Source organism: Halopiger thermotolerans (assembly GCF_054654555.1).
In genome coordinates this window covers 1,119,007-1,136,443 of sequence record NZ_BAAIEU010000004.1, presented here as the reverse complement: position 1 = coordinate 1,136,443, position 17,437 = coordinate 1,119,007, and the positions used below count along the sequence as shown (strand labels likewise).

The following is a 17,437-nucleotide window of genomic DNA, read 5'->3' as shown; positions in this document are numbered from 1 at the left end:
TCTCGAGTCGGTATCGAAGCGACCGGCGGGCAGGCCGACGAAACTCATTCGAGCATCACAACGCGCGAACGACGACGGATCACCGGCCGGGCAAACCGGTGATCCGCGCCGGTAGCGATCAGAAGTTCGTCGCGGCCTCACGGGCGGTGATACCGGCGACGATGGCGAGGGAGAGATCCGTCCGGGCGAACGGGTAATGTCAGGGCACCGATAGTGTCTCCCCGCCCTCGCCGATTGAACGTTCATTCACATTCGATATAAAGGTGTCGAACCGGCCGGCGTTTCGGTCCGGCCGATCAGTTCCAGCGACGGGCAGACTCCGGTCTATCGATAGCGGTTCCGTCGGTTCTGGCGGCCGAGTTCCGCGACCGTGACTGATCGACCGCCGGTTGTCAGTCTGAGCGGTCTACAACCCCTCCTTGTACGTGGAATATTCCTCCTTGAAACGTTTCAAATGCTACGAGAGTGCTAATATTATCCCAATACGAGTGACCAAATAGACGGGTAAGGGTCTAAACTGGTCATTGACGTACGTATTTGTCCGTCGATATCGGGGCTAGGCCAGAGGATTTATATCTCGGCGAAGAAAGAGTCCGGCCAATGCTACTCTCAGTCGATCGTTCGGAAGCAGCCGACGACCAGTCGCTAAGTTTTGCAATTATCTCCGCAGTCGCCGAACGGGAAGGCGTCGATCCGACTGATATCGAACCGCCGGAGTACGAAGCGCTCTACGACGCGATCAACCCCGAAGCTCTCGACTCGCTTTTCGCGCCGCGAACGGACGGCACGGCCCGGACCGCGGGCCGCGTCGAATTCTCCTACTGTGACTACCACGTCGTCGTGACGAGCGACGGTGACGTCGACGTCTACGACGACGATCCGCGACAGTAACTGCCCTCGATTCGGCCTCGGCTCGAGACGCCGCGTCTCAGTGTTGTTACTCTCGAGTCGCGTCGATGCGTTGGCGCCACTCCTCCGGCAGCGGTCGTGAGTCGCCACTCTCCTCGTCGACGAGCACCTGGACGGTCCATGCGGTCGCCGCCCGCTCGCCGTCCGCGCGGATCTCGTACTCGATCGGGAGACTCGAGGTGCCGAGTTCCGGGACGTGAAGGCCGATCGTCACGTCCGCGTCGGCGTCGATCGGGCGCACGTACTCGATCTCGAGGTTTACGAGCACGGTGCCGGTGTCGACGAGCGAGACGCCGAGCACGTCGGTGAAGTACGCCTCGCGGGCCTGCTCGAGGTAGGTCGCGTACGTCGCGTTGTTGACGTGGCCCATGAAATCGATGTCGCGGAGCCGAACGTCGATGTCGACGTCGTACTCGTACTCGGTTGTCATATCAGGACGGATGACTGCCAGCACCGTAGGCGTACCGCCCGCGTGCTGCTCTCCTGGCTGTGCATTACGGCCGCACGCGGCGAAGTTACGGCGACGGCGAGAGACGAGGGGGACGGTCGCGGACGCCGGCTACGCCTCGTCGCGCGCCGCTTCGAAAACCTGCTCGTGGAGTCGGTCCGTCACGGTCTCGACCAGCGGTCGCATGTTCTTCGTGTCCGCGCGGTTGTACTCGACGAGCGTCTCGAGCGCGCTCTCGTCGCCGCGTTCGTACTCGCGCCAGAGGCGGACGGCGTCGCGGCCGCTGAGGTCAGGCATATCGCGGTCGATGCCGAGTTCGCGTTCGATCGCCTTCAGCCCCCCGTCGAGTCCGACCTGCTTACAGGGGTACATGAGATCGAGGTGCGGCACGTCGACGTCGATGTCGTAGCACGTCTCGAGGAACGGCACGTCGAACCGCGCACCGTTGAACGTGACCAGCAGCGACGCGGCCTCGAGTTCCCGCTCGAGGCGCTCGCTCGTGAGGTCCCGTCCCTTGACGAACGTCTTCGTCTCGTCGCCGCGGTGGCAACTGACCGTCGTCACCTCGTGCCGGTCGGCGTCGAGCCCGGTCGTCTCGATGTCCAGGAAGCAGGTCCGCTCGCGGACGTTCTCGTAGAGCCGCCAGCGGCTCGCGGAGGGAAGGCGCTCGGCGAACGGGGCGACGTCGCCGCGCTCGAGGTGGGTTCGCCCCTCGTCGATGAACGTCTCGATTCGGTCGGCGAGGGTGTCGCCGACGACGTCGACGCCGTCGTCGAACTCGTCCCAGTGGGTGATCCCCCGTTCCCACAGGCGGCGCTCGGTCGTTTCGCCGACCCCGCGGACCGGGATGAAACTGTTCTCGATTCGCACACCCGTTCAGGGGAACGGTGAGGGTAAAAGCGCTTGGATCGACGGTGACGGCCGCTCCGTCCGGATTCGAGTGCGCCATGCGCCTCGCCCGGCGCGTTCGGACGCTCACGGCGCGATCCACTCGGTCGCTCTCCGCCGGTCGCGGAGCCGCCACCGCCGTTCGTACCGTCCCCTGCGCTCTCGGAGTCCGACGACCGCGTCGAACGGCGGCTCGAGCAACTCGACGACCCCGTTCGCCCGGAGCGCGGCAGGTGACCGTGCTCCGTCCCGTTGACGCGGTCGATCGTGGCGGTTCCGCGTGCAGGGATCTTCTAACAACGCTCTCGTTCTTCGCGATTACTGATTGACAATCGGCCGACTTTTCAGCCCGGCCGCCGTAGCTCTCGTATGGCCGATCAGGACGACGAGCTTTCGGACGCCATCCGCGAGCTGACGCGGACCCTCGAGGACCTCCGTCGGGAACTCGAGCAGTCGGGACGTGGCGGGCGGGGGCGAGCGCGGGATCGCGGGGGGTGGCGACCGCCGCTCCGTCCGCCGACGCCGCGGGAACTCCTCGCGTTCGCCGACGAGGTCGCGGTCCCCGCCGCCCTCACCGTCCTCGAGTCGAGCGTCCGCGCGCTCGAGGCGTTCCAGCGCGGACTCAAACTCGTCAGGACGGAGCGGGACGTTCGCGATCGGACGGCCGACGCGGCGACGGCGAGCGGCGAGCGCGCGGACCGGCTCCGAGAGACGACCCTCGAGCGGCTCGATACCGCGCTCGCCGAACTCCAGCGGGCGGCCTTGGAGGGGACGCTGCCGGCCGACGACGAGGCGCGATCCCTGCTCGCCGACGCGCGCGACCTCCGCGACGAGGTCGACGCGCGCCTCCGCGAGGCGACGAGTGACGCCGCCGCGACCCGGACGCGGACCGACGCGGACTCGTCGGCGGTCGAGATCGACATCGAAGAGGGCGCACCCGACGGAGACGGGACGAACCGGGACGAGAACGCGACGGACGGGGACGACGAGTCCGCGTCGAACGCGGACGCGAACGCAAACGCAAACGCGAACTCGAACGTCGACGTCGACGCCGAACTCGAGACGCTCAAGGATCAGTACGCGGCGGACGACGACGCCGAAGATGACGAGTCCGACGACAACGCGACGAACGACCGGGGCTCCGATTCGACGGGCGAAGACGGAGACGAGGACGACAGTGGGGCCGACGCCGGCGCGACGTGATCCGCGGTCGCGAAGCCAGTACCGCCTTCCCCGCTGAAGCGCCGGCGATCGCCCGATAGCGGCGGTATCGAGCGATCGAATGTTCCTCGAGAACCGAGTGAGTAGTCCCGTTTTTACCGGTGCCCGGGATCCGGACTCGAACGCCCCGAATCGGCCAACAGTCGATTACAATTTCGGCCGGAGCCTGTACGGACGGAATGCTAATAGTGATCGTTGCACACGTTTCGGAGGGCCATGAGCACCGAACCAGCCACACGGCGAGCGCGAACGACCTGCGACGACTGCGGCCTGCCGTACTACGCCGACGAGAACGACGCGTGTCCGTACTGCGAGACGTCCGCGTCGTCGAGCGCCGCCGATCGGGCGCCGACCGGAACGGAAACCGAACCGCAGCGGGACCGGGAACCGGAATCCGCGACCGCGGACCGGCGACGGTCGTCGCCGCGACCGTCCGCGGAATCGCTGCTCCAGCGGATCACGAACGGGCTCAAAGACGCGTTCCGCAGGTGAGGGCCGGCGGGGCCGCGTCGCTCGAGCCGGGCCGTTAGTCGACGGGCTCGAACCGGTAGCCGTCCCAGGCCTGACTGTCGGGTTCGCGGATCCCGGCGCCGGGCTCGCGGAGTTCGTCGACGTGGACCGGCCGCACTTCGTCGCCGGTCTCGACGTCGCCGGTCGTGAGCTGGCCGATCGCCCGCACGGACTCGCCGTCCACGTCGAACTCGACGATCGCGAGGTGGTTCGGCTCGCGCACGCCGGGCGGCGTGGCCGTCGACGTCGTCCAGGTCACGATCTCGGCGGTGTACTCGCTGAGGTCGATCGTTTCCGCCGGCTCCGCGCCGCCGGGGCCGCGCGGGTGGCCGGGGTAGCTGATCGAACCGTCCTCGTAGCGGGTCGCTTCCATCGTCATCGTGCCGCCTCCATGATGGTGGTGATCACGCAGTTGCCGAAGCCGCCGACGTTACAGCAGAGGCCGACGTCGGCCTCGACCTGTCGCGGGCCGGCTTCGCCCATGAGCTGTTCGTAGATCTCGACGCCCTGCGCGACGCCGCTGGCGCCCAGCGGGTGACCCTTGGACTTGAGCCCCCCGGAGGTGTTGATCGGCAGTTCCCCAGTGTCGCGCTCGGTGTAGCCCTCCTCGACGAGCTGCCAGGCCTCGCCCTGCTCGGCGAAGCCCAGCCCCTCCATCTGCAGGAACTCGAGGATGGTGAACATGTCGTGGAGCTCCGCGACGTCGATGTCGTCGGGGCCGCGCCCGCTCATCTCGTAGGCGCCCTCGCCGCTCTCGACGACGCCGCGCATCACGGTCGGATCCTCGCGCTCGTGAACGACGTGGGTGTCGGTCGCGCCGTCGATGCCCGAGATGACGACGTAGTCGTCCGTGTACTCCTGGGCGACCGACTCGGGACAGAGCATCAGCGCCGCCGAGCCGTCCGTGATCGGACAGAAGTCGTACAGCCGCAGCGGGTCGGCCACGATCGGCGACTCGAGCACCGTCTCGAGGTCGACCTCCTTCCGGAACTGCGCCTTGGGGTTGTCGACGCCGTTCTTGTGGTTCTTGACCGCGACCTTCGCTAAGCTCTCACGGGGCGCGTCGAACCGCTCCAAGTAGTGGCGCGCGGTCAGGCCCGCGAACGAGGGCAGGGTCACGCCGTGTTTGTACTCGGCGGGGTGGGTCAGCGACGCGATGACGTCGGTCGCCTCGCCGGTCGTCCGGTGGGTCATCTTCTCGCCGCCGACGAGCAGCGTCATGTCGCTGGCGCCGCTGGCGACCGACTGCCAGGCGGCGTAGATCCCCGCGCCGCCGCTGGAGCTGGTCTGGTCGACGCGCTGGGTGTAGGCCGGTACCGCGTCGATGTCTTGTGCGAGGGCGTTCATCACGCCGGTCTGTCCCTCGAACTCGCCGCTGGCCATGTTCGAGACGTACAGGTGTTCGACGTCCGCGGCGTCGACGCCCGCGTCCGCGAGACACTCGAGCCCGGCCTCCGAAAGGAGGTCCAGGATCCAGGCGTCCCGCTGCCCGAACTGGGTCATGGACGAGCCGATGATTGCAACACGTTCCATATCCTACTGGACTTCGGTCAGGAATTTATATGGTTGGGGTCGCGGAGACGGTCCGGGCCGGTCGCCGCCGCGTCAGGCCGACTCGGCCGCCGCCGTCCGCAACTCACTCGCGCGCGAGCGCGCCTGCGAGATTACCGCGGGACGGGCCTCGAAGGAGACGACGACGTCGTCGTCGCCGTAGGTGACGTCGTCGACGTTCGCGTTGTCGTGAATCCACGAGACCAGACTCATCGTATCGTCGGTCATCGGCAACATCAGCCGCTCCTCCTCCCAGTCGGGGAGTTCGTCGTCGATGCGCGCGAGCAGCGCCTCGACGTTCGTGCCCTCACGCGCGCTGACCGTGACCGGGTTCGGCGCAAGCGAGGAGAGGGCCCGCCGCTTCTCGGCGAGTTCGTCGTCGTCGACCTTGTCGATCTTGTTCAACACGGTCACGATCGGCGCCTCGTTGCGCTCGTAGAGGGTGTCGTGACAGGTGACGAGCTTCTCGTGGATCTCGTCGATGTCTTCGCTGACGTCGACGACCAGCAGGACCAGGTCCGCCCGGTAGACCCAGTCGAGCGTCGACTTGAACGACTCGACGAGCCAGTGGGGCAGGTCGCTGATGAAGCCGACCGTGTCGGTCACGAGCACGTCGCGGGGTTCGATGTCCGCGCGGCGGGTCGTCGTCCCCAGCGTCGTGAACAGCTTGTCCCGCGACTCGGCCGTCGCGTCGAGGTCCTGATGGAGCCCCTCGTTCTCGTCGACGTCGAGGTCGGCCGCGAGCCGCCGCAGCAGCGTCGACTTGCCGGCGTTCGTATAGCCCGCGAGCGCGACCAGATCGAACCCCGAGTCCCGCCGGCGCTCCCGGCGCTGCTCCTCGGTCTGCTCGATCCGCTCGAGTTCGTCCTTGATCCGGCTGATCTGATCCTTGATGTCCTGTTCGCGGCTCTCGTCGTACTCCCCGAGCCCCATGAAGCCGGGGTGCTCGTCGCGCTTGGCGAGGCTGGTCTTGGCCTCGGCGCGGGGCAGTTCGTAGCGGAGTTCGGCCAGTTCGACTTGGAGCTGGGCCTTCCGGGTCTGGGCGCGCTGGCCGAAAATCTCGAGGATCAGCGTGAACCGGTCGATGACCTCGGCGCCTTCGGGGAGCATCCGCCCGAGGTTGTAGGTCTGGTAGGGGCCGAGCCGGTTGTCGAAGATGACGGTCGTCGCCCCGGTTCGCTCGACTGCCTCGGCGAGTTCCTCGGCTTTGCCTTCGCCGATCTGAAGGGCCGGGTCGGCCTTCCGGGACTGGGTGATCTCGCCGACGACCGTGTAGCCGGCCGCTTCGGCGAGGTCGCGGATCTCGGTCGTGTCTGGCGTTCCGGAGTCGACGCGCTTTGCGATGATCGCGTTCATGCGAGTGGATGTGAGCGTGCGTGAGTCGGGCGGGGGTCGTCGGTTCGCTCGCTCGAGCGCGAGACGAGGCTCGAGCCGAGCGGCGGCGTTTCGTCGTCTCCCGTCGCGAGCCGACTGCACGGCCGGTCGGGAGCCGCGGATGGTCGACCGCGGTGCCGACATCGGCGCGGGCGCGGACCCGCCAGTCGACGCCGGGACCGATGCGGCGGGACCCCCGACACGCTAACGATGCCGGTCGAACACCTCCGTTGACCGAACGAGTGACATAGATGCACGTACGCATCCGACCGCCTTGAATCCCGCGCCCGCCGCCGTCGGGCGCTGCCTCCGCGGCCGAAATCGCCCGGCTCTCGCGGATGCGAGCCCGAATCGAAACCCGGGACCGTGATACCGGAAAGCGATCACAACAGTCATTACCGCCGACTCGAATGGTCGGGCCGATGATCGACGTCGATCCCGCGACGCTCGCCCTCGAGTTCGGCGGCGGACTGGCGATCGGTGCGCTGGTCGGCTTCGGAACGAAGCGGGTCGCGAAGGTGCTCGCGATCGTAGTCGGCATCCAGCTGATGGCCTTTCGCTACCTCGAGTCCCAGGGGATCGTCATCGTGGACTACGAGCGCCTCTCGGCCGGGCTCGTCGGCACCGGGGAGCAGCTCGACGGGGCGGCGGCTCCCCTGCTCGAGTCGGTGCTCTCGACGCTGACGATCGGCGCCGGATTCGCGAGCGGGTTTCTGATCGGCTTTCACCGCGGGTGACCGCCGACGGTCGTCGAGTTGTGAGACGGAGTCAGCCGACGGCCTCGAGACGCCTCCCGTCCCGCTACCGCGTCTTGATGTCGTCCTTGTCCTTGATGATCTCCGTCTCCGCTTCGCCGCTGGTGTGCTCGTTGACGACGTCGTAGAACTCGTTTTGCAGCCCCGCGGGGAACGTGAGCACGCCGATCCACGAGCCGTCGGACTGCCACTCCTCGCGCTCGAGGTCGCCGAACTGTCGGATCTTCGCCTGCGCGCTGCCCGCGTGCTCGGCGGGCACCTGCACGGCGACCGTCACCTCCTCGAACCGGATCGGGATGACCGGCCGCAACGCGTCCAAGGCGTCGTCGACCTGGCTCTCGACCGGCTCCATCGGATCGACCGTGAAGCCGGCCTCCTCTAGGGCGTTCTCGATGCGCTCGGGCGGATGGGGCGCGTTGTCCATCTGCGGATTGACCGCGTTGCGCGTGATGGTGTCGATCAGTTGCCGGCGCTTCTGTTCCTGCATCTCGCGGCGCTGCTCGGCCGTGATCTGGATCTCCCCTTCCTTGATCACCTCGGGGATGATCTCGAGGGGATCGGTCGTGTCGAAGACCTTCTCGAGGTCGTTCTCAGCCGGCCGGTCGCCCCGCGAGGCGTCCTCGAAGACGTCCTCGGCAGCGATGACGTCCTCTAAGTCGCCGTCGAACTCGCCGCGTTTGATCGCCAGCGCCGCGTCCGGATCTACGAGGACTTCGAAGCGCGCCCCGTGGGACTCGAGTCGCGCCGTCACCGCCTCGTCGAGTGATATCATACCAGAACGTACCTCCGGCCGACTAAAAGAGCTTTTCCTGACGGTTCGCCGTGTCGGCTCGCCGGCGAGAACGCGGCCGGCCGCCGCTACGGATGTCCCGTCTCCCGTCGCCGAGCGGACGCAACGGTGGGGCCGAACGCGGCTCGCGTCCGGTTCGATTTCGATGCGGTCGCAAAAGCGGGGTCGCGACGCGGTCGAATCGGCGGGCGATTCCGGTTCCCGCCCGATTCGAATTCGATTATGGACTCGATTACGCCGGCGGTCCGGTCCGTTACTCGTCGGTTTCTTCCTCCTCCTCGCTGCCGAGGAGGTCGTTCTCTTCGAGGTGAGTCGCGATCTTGTCCTGGTCGAACTGCTCGAATTCCTCCGTCTCGACGTCGACGGTCGCCAGCCCGACTTCGCTCGGGAGCAGGGAGCCGTCGTTGACCGACGCGAGCGCGTCCAGCGCGAGCTGGATGCCACCGTCTAGGTCGGCTTCCTCGTCGTAGTTCTGCTCTAAGTAGTCCTGGAGGTCGCTGCGGTCGGCGCCGACGGCCAGGGCCTTCCACTCGTAGGGGGTGCCCGACGGGTCGGTCTCGAACAGGCGCGGTTCGCCGTTCTCGATGCCGCCGACGATCAGCGCGACGCCGAACGGGCGGGCGCCGCCGACCTGGGTGTACTGCTGGATGTGGTCGGTGACTTCCTTGGTCAGCGTCTCGACGCCGATCGGCTCGCCGTAGCGCAGCTGGTTGACCTGCGTCTGCCGTCGCGCGAAGTCGATCAGCTGGCGCGCGTCGGCGACGTGGCCGGCGCTGGCGATGCCGATGTGGTTGTCGGCCTTGTGGATCTTCTCGACGCTCGAGTCCTCCAGCAGCGGCGACGGGACGCGCTTGTCGACGGCGAGAACGACGCCGTCCTGGGTCCGCACGCCGATGCTTGCTGTTCCTCGCTTGACCGCCTCACGGGCGTACTCGACCTGGTAGAGTCGACCGTCCGGTGAGAAGATCGTGATGCCGCGGTCGTACGCCTGCTGTTGGGCTTGTCCCTGCATAGTATCACGCTAAATCTGAATCGTAATCGAGGTCTGTCGCACCCGCGAACGACTCCTCGAGTCGCACGTCTGCGAGTCCGTTTCCGTTTCGCACGACGGCGACCCGCTCCTCGTTCCCGAACACGACGTTTCTCTCCTCGGAAACTTGCCCGCGTCGACCTAAATACTTTTCTTCAGCGGCACGGATCGTGCCACTGATACCGCGGACCCGAATTCCGACGGGAGCGCCGTCGATATCGTCGATGCAGGCGATCGCCGCGCGGGCCGGTTCCGTCTCCCCGCGCCGGACTTTGATAATCGCCTCGCCGATCCCGTCCGCGAACGCGAAGCGGACGACGGTCAGGTCGGCGGCCGCGCTCCCCGGATCGCCCAGCAGGTTCTGGCCCGCGTACCACACCTCCCGCTGGAACGCGCGCCGGTCGATCGACTCGTCGGGCCACGTCTCGAGTTCCACGGCGAGGTAGCGCCACCGGGGCCGGAGGTGTTTCGGGAGGTGTTTCATTCGTCGCTTGATCGGTCGGCGTCCGCCTCGACGTCCGGCGTCCGCTCGGCGACGAGCACCCCGACCTGATCGTGGACGCGCTCGACGGCCGAAAGCGAGAAGCCCGCGTCCGTGAAAGCGTCCGCGAGGACGCCGACCGTCGCCGGATCGTCGACCTCGGGCGAGTAAAACGGCTCCTCGGGATCGGGCTCGCCGAAGAACATGACGTCGCCGAGGACGAACTTGCGCGGCTCGAGGGCGGCGATCGCGTCGATCGCCTCGCGCTTCTCGTCGTCCGAGAGGTGGTGCATCGCGAAGTTCGAGGTGACGATATCGACCTCGCCGTCGTACTCGGGCTCGCGGAAGGTGCCGTAGTCGAACGCGACGTTTTCGAGGCCCCGTTCGTCGGCCTTCCGCCGGGCTTCTTCCATCATGCCCTCGCTGATGTCGCGGCCGACGACGCGGTCGGCGTCCTCGGCCAGCGGGAGCGCGATGGCGCCGGTTCCCGTGCCGAGATCGAGGACGACGTCGGACGGCTCGGGGGCGGCGTGTTCGATCACGAGGTTCGCGCAGGCCCGGTACTCGTCGGACTTCGAGTCGTCGTACTCGCCGGCCTTCTCGTCGAACCGGGCGGCGTGGTCCTCAAGATCCTTCTTCATACCTGCCCCGTTCGACCCCGGGCTCAATGAACGACTCGGACTGGATGCGACGATTTCGCTCGGCGAGCCGCCCCCACTCGGCGAGCCCCTCCTCGACGAACTCCCTCGAGAGGCCGATCTGGTCGCCCAGCGCCGCCAGTTCGCGGGGCGCCCGCAACTCGAGGTGCGAGGACGGACCGGCGCTCACGACGTAGGGCGCGTCGTAGTAGTCGACGATCTCGGCGAGTTTCCGCAGCGCCTGCAACTCGCGGACCCGGCGGCCGCCGTGGGTCCGCAGTACCGGCGCGAGGTCGAACTCGAGGCGCACGCCGTTCTCGACGGCGGCCTTCGCGAGGACGTGGTTGACGTCGCCCTCGTCGGCCATCGGCCGCGCGAGCACGTCGACCTTCTCGTTCTCGACGGCGAAGCGGTTCAGCGCCGGCGTGCCGCCCGCGACGGTGACGATGGTCTCGTCGGTCCGGTAGTTGCCGACCGCGCCGCTTGCTTGCTGGGGATCGTCGGCCCGAATTTCGACGCCCGAAACGACGTCGACCCCGTACTCCTCGCGGATCCGGTCGGGGTCGTAGTCGGCTCGAGTACCGGACGAGTTGCGAACGACCACGCCCTCGAAGCCGTAGTCGGCCGCCGCGTGGGCGAACCTGGCGACCGTACTCTGTCCGTCGGGGTGGGCGCGGACGGCCTCGTACATACGCGTGCCCTCTCGCGGCTGGGACTTGGGGTTTGCGTCATCCGACGCTGCTGAACCACTGGCCCCCAGATCGTTCGGCCGGGAGTCCGTCTCGAGCATTGCGAGAGACGGACGACTCGGGGGAGGGCAGGCGATCACCCGTAACTCACCGCGAGCGAACGAAGTGAGCGAGCGGGCCGACGACTGATGTGGAGAACGCTACGCGTTCGGAACGGAAGGAGGAGTGCTTTTGATCAACCTTTTACCGAGTGCCGACGCGCCGTGCGGCAGCGATGCTGCCGCCGGCGCGAAACAAACGCAGCGTAAAAGGTTGTTAGTTGAGAATCGACTGCGCCACCGTCGCCAACTGCCCGTTGTCGGCTTCCTGCAGGCGCTCGTCGCCGATCTTCAGGCGCAGGCGCGGGCGGCCGACGTCGATCGGCACCTTCTCGGTGTCGATCAGGCCCATGTCCTCGAGTTTGGTCTTCGTCCGGCTGAACGTCGCCTTCGAGGCGATGCCGACGTCCTCCCCCCATTTGCTGATGTCGTACAGCAGCGCCTCGTTCTTCGCGGCGACCAGCAGCGAGATAGTGACCTCGTCGAGCCCGTCGCCGTCGCCGCGGGCCGTCTCGAGCGAGTCGAGGATCGCGGTGAAGTCGGCCTCGGCGTCGGGACCGATCTCGTCGGCCAGTGTCTCCCGGACGTCCGAGATCGGCGGCGTGCGGAGGTTGTACGTCGAGGCCTCGTCCCAGCGCTCGGCGTAGGCGGCGTAGGTGTCCTCGACGAAGCTCTCGTCGTCCGTGACGAGCCCGCCGACGCGGTCGCCGGCGTGGACGATCGCGACGATCCGATCCTCGGTGATGACGAGCGAGTTTTCGGGCGCCTCCTCGAGCGTCCGCAGGGCGAGGGCGTCCTCGCTGATGAGGTCGGCCGCGTTCGAGGCGACGATGAAGTCGTCCATCACTTCCTTCAGCGTGCGCTCGTCGGCGAGCATGTGCACCGTCGGTAACGTGCCGTCGAAGTCGGTCGCGACGCCGACGAACTCCTCGATGGCATCCCGGGACGGATTGACAAGGTAAATGTCCCCACTCGCGTCCGTCAGGATGGACTCGAGGATATCGTCAATCTGGTGGTTGAGTAAATTCGAGGTCATCACTCTACAGAAGTAAACGGATGTTCGCTACTTAATTTTGGTGGCCATTTGCACGCGATAACTTTGCTGTTGGCTCGTCTGACGGTAATTTTTGTCCGGTCTTCCGTTGGTCAGATTACAGTATGCGGCAATCGTCCGACGGCGTTCCCCGTCACTGATGGCGATTGTGGATCGCTATTATCTATTGTACACAAATATATCAACACAATAACTGTTATGTGGGCCGTGTGTGACCACACGACCGTATGGGTGATCGCGATACGCAACGATTGGTCCCTCGATCGCTTGCCGACCAGTTCCCCCGCGTTCGAACGGGCGACCCGAACGTCGTCCCGCCCGCACAGTCGAAAGGAGTCAGCACCTACGGCGGTCCGTAGCGACCGTCAGCCGCGGAATCGTGCGCACAGTTCCCGCGACCAGTACACGTCGCCGTCGTAGATGACGGCCGCGTCCGTATTTTCGAGCAGGGTCGCCAGTTCGGCGGCCGAGAGGACGAAGTTCGACTCGTTGCCACACAGCGTCGCGGACTCGGCCTCAGCGTGGGGCACGTAGTACGATCCGGTCGTCCGCGTCGAGTAGCAGTCGAACGTCACCAGATATCGGGTGGCGCCCTCGCCGTCTCTCGGTCTCGAGTTCGAGCGCGCGGCCGACGCCGACCGCGATTTCGCCCCTCCCCCTCGCCCGCGGCCTCGCCCTCGAGGGCGCGAGCGTGCGCGTTCGCGCTGGCCGTCGGTGAGCGGTTCGACGGTGATCGTCGTCGGGAACGGGTTGGTCCCCTGCGCGAGCGAGTGAGTGCCGTCGCCGACGACCGCGTAGTCTTTCCCCATCATGATCCGCCGCCGGGCGAGGCGCATGGCGCGCTCGATGCTGAACCCGTGGACGAGAAAGGTAGCGAACGCCGAGCCGACCTTGACCGCGTGGTCGTTGAGCACCTTCGTGAACGTGACCGCGCCGGCGACGCTGCCCTTCTCGATCAGCGTCGTCCCCTCGTAGAAGGAGCCGCAGGCGTTCAGGAAGAACGTCTGCGTTCGGCAGCGATCGAGCGACGAGACCGAGAGCGACCCATCGGGACAGCACAGGCCGCAGGTCTCGCAGTGGCCGATGTAGTGGACGAAGTCGTTCTCCGACTCGAGCAGGCGGGCGAGTTCGGCCGTCGAGAGCGACTCCTCGACGGTAACGTCCATCTCCGTCGACCGTTCCCGGGCGCGGCGACGGTAGATCGCCGCGACGTCGTCGTGTTCGCCGGCCATCTCGGGATCGTTGAGGACGACGCGGATCGACGTCGACTCGCCGTCGCCCGTCCCCTCGAGGTAGTCGAGCCGGTTGCGGTAGGCTTCGGGGGCGGATTTGAACACGTCGATCGGAGCCCCCTCGGCGAGCCAGCCGTGCGTTCGGCCGTGTCGGAGCTCCGGTTTGACGATGTCGACGGAGGCAACCCGCCCGGTGCTGGCCCTGGTCTCGCCGCCCGCGCGGCGGTCGGACCGGAATTCGGGGTCCCGTCCCGCGGAGGAGTGGGCGTCGGCTCCGTTTCGGTTTCCGTTTCCGTTCTCGGCCCCGGTTGCGTGCGCGGTGCCGGTCGCAGTCTCGTTACCCCTCGCGGTTTCGGTCCCCGAAACGCCGCCGTCGCGACCGCGATAGAACTCCTCGAGCGAGCGTTCGACGAGTTCTTTCCCCTCGAGTTCGGTGGTTCGGGGCCGGTAGATCAGGCTCATTCGATCGAGCAGGAACGGCAGCGTCTCGAGGCTGTCGTAGGTCGGGCAGACGTACGTCGCGAGGTGCCACTCGGGGAGCCGGTGTTCGATCGCCTCAAAGGGGACCTCGAGGTACGCTGCGAGACGTTCGTCCGGCGGCGCCTCGTACAGCGTCTCGCTCTCGAGGCCGAGCGCGTCGAGGACGCCGCATTCGCGGAGAGCGGTGCCGTACGGACCCGCGTTGCGGACCAGACAGTCCAGGAAGAACGTCTTCCGGAGCAGGCGCTCGACGTCGCTCTCGAGGACCGGCATTGCGCCGAGTCGCTTCTCGATTCCCCGGTCGGGCAGTCGAAGCCGAGCGCCGTCGGGACGGTTCGGACCCTCGAGCGCGTCGGTGACGTGGACCGACGCCTGCAGGTAGTAGGAAAGCGGCGCGGTCACGTACAGCGGTTCGTACCGCGGCGGCACGGCGAGTTCGATGCCCGTCTCGGGGACGTCCGCCCGCAGGCAGTCCGGAATCGAGAGTTCGTCGCCAGGCTCGAGCAGCGGCGGGTGGCCCCGCAGCGTCGGATACGTCCGGTCGGGGCCGTCGGTTCGGTGGGCGGCGCCGAGGTGGGTGATCGCTTCGGCGATCGCCGCGGGTCGGTCCGGGACCGTGATCGAGCCGACCGGCAGTTCGTTCCGGCTTCGGAAGCCGAGCGCGATCCGCGTTCGCTCGGGGAAGGAGACGACGATCGACTCGAAATCGGCGGTCTGTTCGATCCGCGCCCGGCCGCAGAACTGGAGGTAGACCTTGATTTCGGCGTCGATGTCGACGACGTACTCGCCGGGCGGGAGGACGACCGGCCCGCTGCTCGGATCGAGTTCGTACCGGTCGTCGCCCTCGAGCGCGAAGGCGTAGCAGACGGCGTGTGGGAACCGGAGTTCGCTCGCGGTCACCGCGACGCTCTCGTCGATCGGTCGAGGAATCTCGACCGCCTCGTCGGCGACGGTGAACTCGCCGCGAACGGCCACCGTCGCGTTGTCCACGTCGCGGACGCGGAGCGTCCCGGGATCTAATTCCCACTCGATCATGTACGCGGCTACATGTCACCCCGTTCAGTTAGTCTTACTGACGCTTACCGTTACTTATCGGTATCGGTCGTGGTAATCGATCGAGTTCGAGTGCCGGCCTTTCGATACTCGTCCCGCGCCGCCCGAATCGGCTGAAAAGGTACACTTATGCCGTCTCCAGTTCGCACAACGCACATGGAACACGACCACGTTCGGGAGGTCGATCCCGACGTCGCCGACGCGCTCGAGAACGAGGTCGACCGCCAGCGGTCGACGCTGCAGATGATCGCCAGCGAGAACCACGCCAGCGAGGCCGTCATTGACGCCCAGGGGAGCGCCCTGACGAACAAGTACGCCGAGGGCTACCCCGGCGAGCGCTACTACGGCGGCTGCGAGTTCGCCGACGAAGTCGAGGAACTCGCCATAGAGCGCGCGACGGAGCTGTTCGGCGCCGAACACGTCAACGTCCAACCCCACGCCGGCACGCAGGCCAACCAGGCCGTCTACTTCGCGATGCTCGAGCCCGGCGACAAGATCCTGTCGCTGGATCTCAACCACGGCGGCCACCTGAGCCACGGCCACCCCGCGAACTTCACGGGCCAACTGTACGAGGTCGAGCAGTACGAGGTCGACCCCGAAACGGGCTACATCGACTACGAGAGCCTCGCCGAGCACGCCGCGGAGTTCGAGCCCGACATCATCGTCTCGGGCTACTCCGCGTACCCGCGCGAGATCGAGTGGGAGCGCATTCAGGAGGTCGCGGACTCGGTCGACGCCTACCACCTCGCGGACATCGCTCACATCACCGGGCTCGTGGCGGCGGGCGTCCACCCCTCGCCGGTCGGCGTCGCCGACTTCGTCACCGGCTCGACCCACAAGACGATCCGCGCCGGCCGGGGCGGCATCGTCATGTGCGACGAGGAGTACGCCGACGACATCGACTCGGCGGTCTTCCCCGGCGGTCAGGGCGGCCCGCTGATGCACAACATTGCCGGCAAGGCAGTCGGCTTCAAGGAAGCGCTCCAGCCCGAGTTCGAGGACTACGCCGAGCAGACGGTCGCGAACGCGAAGGCCCTGGGCGAGTCGCTCTCCGACCACGGCTTCTCGCTGGTCTCGGGCGGCACCGACAACCACCTCGTGCTGGTCGACCTGCGCGAGAGCCACCCCGACACGTCCGGCGGCGACGCCGAGGAGGCCTTAGAGGAGGCCGGCATCGTTCTCAACGGGAACACGGTGCCCGGCGAGACGCGCTCGCCGTTCGACCCGAGCGGCATCCGCGCCGGCACGCCGGCGCTGACGACCCGCGGCTTCGACGAGGACGACTGCCGCAAGGTCGGTGACCTCATCGCCCGCGTGATCGACAACCTCGAGGACGACGAGGTCATCGCCGAGGTCCGCGAGGAAGTCGAACAGCTCTGCGAGGAGAACCCGCTGTACGAGTAATCCGCGGCTGAAAATCCCGGATCGACTGCCACCTCGTATTTCTCCGCTTTCGTTCTCACCGCTTCTCGAGCGCCGCGCGCCACTGCACGTCGCCGTACGTGGTCGCGACGACCTCCCAGGGCGTGCCGATCGTCGCCTCGCGGAGCCGATCGACGCTGAAGAGCCGAAAGAGCAGCGTCCGGCCGACGTCGCCCTCGTAGACGAGGTGGTAGACCCGGTAGGCGAGTCCCGGCGTCGGATCCGCGCGGTAGCCGAAGGCACCGCTCGTGGCCTCGAGTTCGGGCGCGTAGTTGTCGAGGACGGCGGTCGCGTCCGGCGTCGTCACGTGCGCGAGGTCCGCGAGGAACTCCCGGACGCCGGCCATCGAACCGGCCAGTCCGACCTGTGTGCCGATCGCGTGGGCCGACCGGAACCGGTCGCGGTCGAACCCCTCGCGGAGCGCGAACATGTCCCCGCGGCGGGCGTCCTCGACGCCCCGATCGCGCATCGTCTCGACGAGGCGGTCGCTGACCTCGAGCGCGACGGTCTCGAACCGCTCCTGATAGTACAGCGCGTCCCGCCCCGCGCCGGCGCCCATATCGAGCAGCGGCCCCTCGATCCACCGGTCTCGCCACGCGTCTTCCTCGTGGTCGCCGAAGTACCACTCCTCGATGCGGTGTTCGCGCACCTCGTCGCCGTCGCGATCGAGCAGCGGTTCCGAGCGCTCGCCGCGGTAGTGGTCGCGGACGGCGCGACCGAGCGGATCCGCCATACGCCGCGCCACGCGGCCGAAGTCGATAAAACCGTGGCGAAGTGCGGTACCGTCCGCCGCGGTTCGACCGTGCGAGGGCGT

Annotated in this window: 19 protein-coding genes; 6 read left to right on the top strand and 13 right to left on the bottom strand. The window is 67.1% G+C overall.

The window, feature by feature from the left end:
- Nucleotides 1–600 precede the first annotated feature (600 nt).
- Nucleotides 601–891 (top strand): DdfA family disk-determining factor, encoded by a 291-nt coding sequence (gene ddfA / locus ACYQ26_RS13265; RefSeq protein ID WP_459809376.1) that lies wholly within the window; start codon nt 601–603, stop codon nt 889–891.
- Nucleotides 892–937: 46 nt separating this feature from the next.
- Here the strand turns inward: ddfA and ACYQ26_RS13260 are convergent, their stop codons facing one another.
- Nucleotides 938–1,339 carry an acyl-CoA thioesterase gene (locus tag ACYQ26_RS13260; protein ID WP_459809375.1) on the bottom strand — a complete coding sequence of 134 codons (402 nt, stop codon included), beginning with the start codon at nt 1,337–1,339 and terminating at the stop codon, nt 938–940.
- A 129-nt stretch (nt 1,340–1,468) separates the two neighbouring features.
- On the bottom strand, nt 1,469–2,227 hold the full coding sequence (locus ACYQ26_RS13255) for a ribonuclease H-like domain-containing protein (RefSeq protein WP_459809374.1): 759 nt from the start codon (nt 2,225–2,227) through the stop codon (nt 1,469–1,471).
- Nucleotides 2,228–2,614: 387 nt separating this feature from the next.
- Here ACYQ26_RS13255 and ACYQ26_RS13250 point away from each other — a divergent pair, with 387 nt between their 5' ends.
- On the top strand, nt 2,615–3,448 hold the full coding sequence (locus tag ACYQ26_RS13250; protein WP_459809373.1) for a DUF7547 family protein: 834 nt from the start codon (nt 2,615–2,617) through the stop codon (nt 3,446–3,448).
- A gap of 234 nt (nt 3,449–3,682) precedes the next feature.
- Nucleotides 3,683–3,958, top strand: a complete 276-nt coding sequence (locus tag ACYQ26_RS13245; protein ID WP_459809372.1) for a hypothetical protein — start codon at nt 3,683–3,685, stop codon at nt 3,956–3,958.
- A 34-nt stretch (nt 3,959–3,992) separates the two neighbouring features.
- On the opposite strand, the gene ACYQ26_RS13240 is transcribed toward ACYQ26_RS13245, so the two are convergent.
- From ACYQ26_RS13240 to hflX, 3 genes are all read right to left on the bottom strand, one after another.
- Nucleotides 3,993–4,355: a nucleic acid-binding protein gene (locus ACYQ26_RS13240; RefSeq protein WP_459809371.1), complete on the bottom strand. Its 363-nt coding sequence runs from the start codon at nt 4,353–4,355 to the stop codon at nt 3,993–3,995.
- Entirely contained in the window at nt 4,352–5,509 is a 1,158-nt protein-coding gene (locus ACYQ26_RS13235; RefSeq protein ID WP_459809370.1) for a thiolase family protein, read from the bottom strand. The genes ACYQ26_RS13240 and ACYQ26_RS13235 overlap by 4 nt, the downstream gene beginning before the upstream one ends.
- A gap of 72 nt (nt 5,510–5,581) precedes the next feature.
- On the bottom strand, nt 5,582–6,883 hold the full coding sequence (gene hflX, locus ACYQ26_RS13230; protein WP_459809369.1) for a GTPase HflX: 1,302 nt from the start codon (nt 6,881–6,883) through the stop codon (nt 5,582–5,584).
- A 440-nt stretch (nt 6,884–7,323) separates the two neighbouring features.
- Here hflX and ACYQ26_RS13225 point away from each other — a divergent pair, with 440 nt between their 5' ends.
- On the top strand, nt 7,324–7,638 hold the full coding sequence (locus tag ACYQ26_RS13225; protein WP_459809368.1) for an FUN14 domain-containing protein: 315 nt from the start codon (nt 7,324–7,326) through the stop codon (nt 7,636–7,638).
- A 64-nt stretch (nt 7,639–7,702) separates the two neighbouring features.
- On the opposite strand, the gene ACYQ26_RS13220 is transcribed toward ACYQ26_RS13225, so the two are convergent.
- From ACYQ26_RS13220 to tbsP, 6 genes are all read right to left on the bottom strand, one after another.
- On the bottom strand, nt 7,703–8,428 hold the full coding sequence (locus tag ACYQ26_RS13220; protein WP_459809367.1) for a ribosome assembly factor SBDS: 726 nt from the start codon (nt 8,426–8,428) through the stop codon (nt 7,703–7,705).
- Nucleotides 8,429–8,699: 271 nt separating this feature from the next.
- On the bottom strand, nt 8,700–9,458 hold the full coding sequence (gene psmA / locus ACYQ26_RS13215; protein WP_459809366.1) for an archaeal proteasome endopeptidase complex subunit alpha: 759 nt from the start codon (nt 9,456–9,458) through the stop codon (nt 8,700–8,702).
- 4 nt (nt 9,459–9,462) lie between these two features.
- A complete protein-coding gene (locus ACYQ26_RS13210) occupies nt 9,463–9,960 on the bottom strand; it encodes an Rpp14/Pop5 family protein (protein WP_459809365.1) in 498 nt (165 codons plus the stop codon).
- A complete protein-coding gene (locus ACYQ26_RS13205) occupies nt 9,957–10,598 on the bottom strand; it encodes a class I SAM-dependent methyltransferase (protein ID WP_459809364.1) in 642 nt (213 codons plus the stop codon). The genes ACYQ26_RS13210 and ACYQ26_RS13205 overlap by 4 nt, the downstream gene beginning before the upstream one ends.
- On the bottom strand, nt 10,582–11,286 hold the full coding sequence (locus ACYQ26_RS13200; RefSeq protein ID WP_459809363.1) for an RNase P subunit p30 family protein: 705 nt from the start codon (nt 11,284–11,286) through the stop codon (nt 10,582–10,584). Before ACYQ26_RS13200 ends, ACYQ26_RS13205 begins: the two co-directional genes overlap by 17 nt.
- A 313-nt stretch (nt 11,287–11,599) precedes the next feature.
- A complete protein-coding gene (gene tbsP, locus ACYQ26_RS13195) occupies nt 11,600–12,418 on the bottom strand; it encodes a transcriptional regulator TbsP (RefSeq protein ID WP_459809362.1) in 819 nt (272 codons plus the stop codon).
- Nucleotides 12,419–12,663: 245 nt separating this feature from the next.
- Between tbsP and ACYQ26_RS13190 the strand changes: the two genes are divergently transcribed.
- A complete protein-coding gene (locus tag ACYQ26_RS13190; protein ID WP_459809361.1) occupies nt 12,664–12,795 on the top strand; it encodes a hypothetical protein in 132 nt (43 codons plus the stop codon).
- Between the two features lie 6 nt (nt 12,796–12,801).
- Here ACYQ26_RS13190 and ACYQ26_RS13185 read toward each other — a convergent pair whose 3' ends face one another.
- Nucleotides 12,802–15,183, bottom strand: coding sequence for a hypothetical protein (locus tag ACYQ26_RS13185; protein WP_459809360.1), 2,382 nt, complete (start codon nt 15,181–15,183; stop codon nt 12,802–12,804).
- 174 nt (nt 15,184–15,357) lie between these two features.
- Between ACYQ26_RS13185 and glyA the strand changes: the two genes are divergently transcribed.
- Nucleotides 15,358–16,605, top strand: a complete 1,248-nt coding sequence (gene glyA, locus ACYQ26_RS13180; protein ID WP_459809359.1) for a serine hydroxymethyltransferase — start codon at nt 15,358–15,360, stop codon at nt 16,603–16,605.
- A gap of 55 nt (nt 16,606–16,660) precedes the next feature.
- Here glyA and ACYQ26_RS13175 read toward each other — a convergent pair whose 3' ends face one another.
- On the bottom strand, nt 16,661–17,356 hold the full coding sequence (locus tag ACYQ26_RS13175; protein ID WP_459809358.1) for a class I SAM-dependent methyltransferase: 696 nt from the start codon (nt 17,354–17,356) through the stop codon (nt 16,661–16,663).
- Nucleotides 17,357–17,437 lie beyond the last annotated feature (81 nt).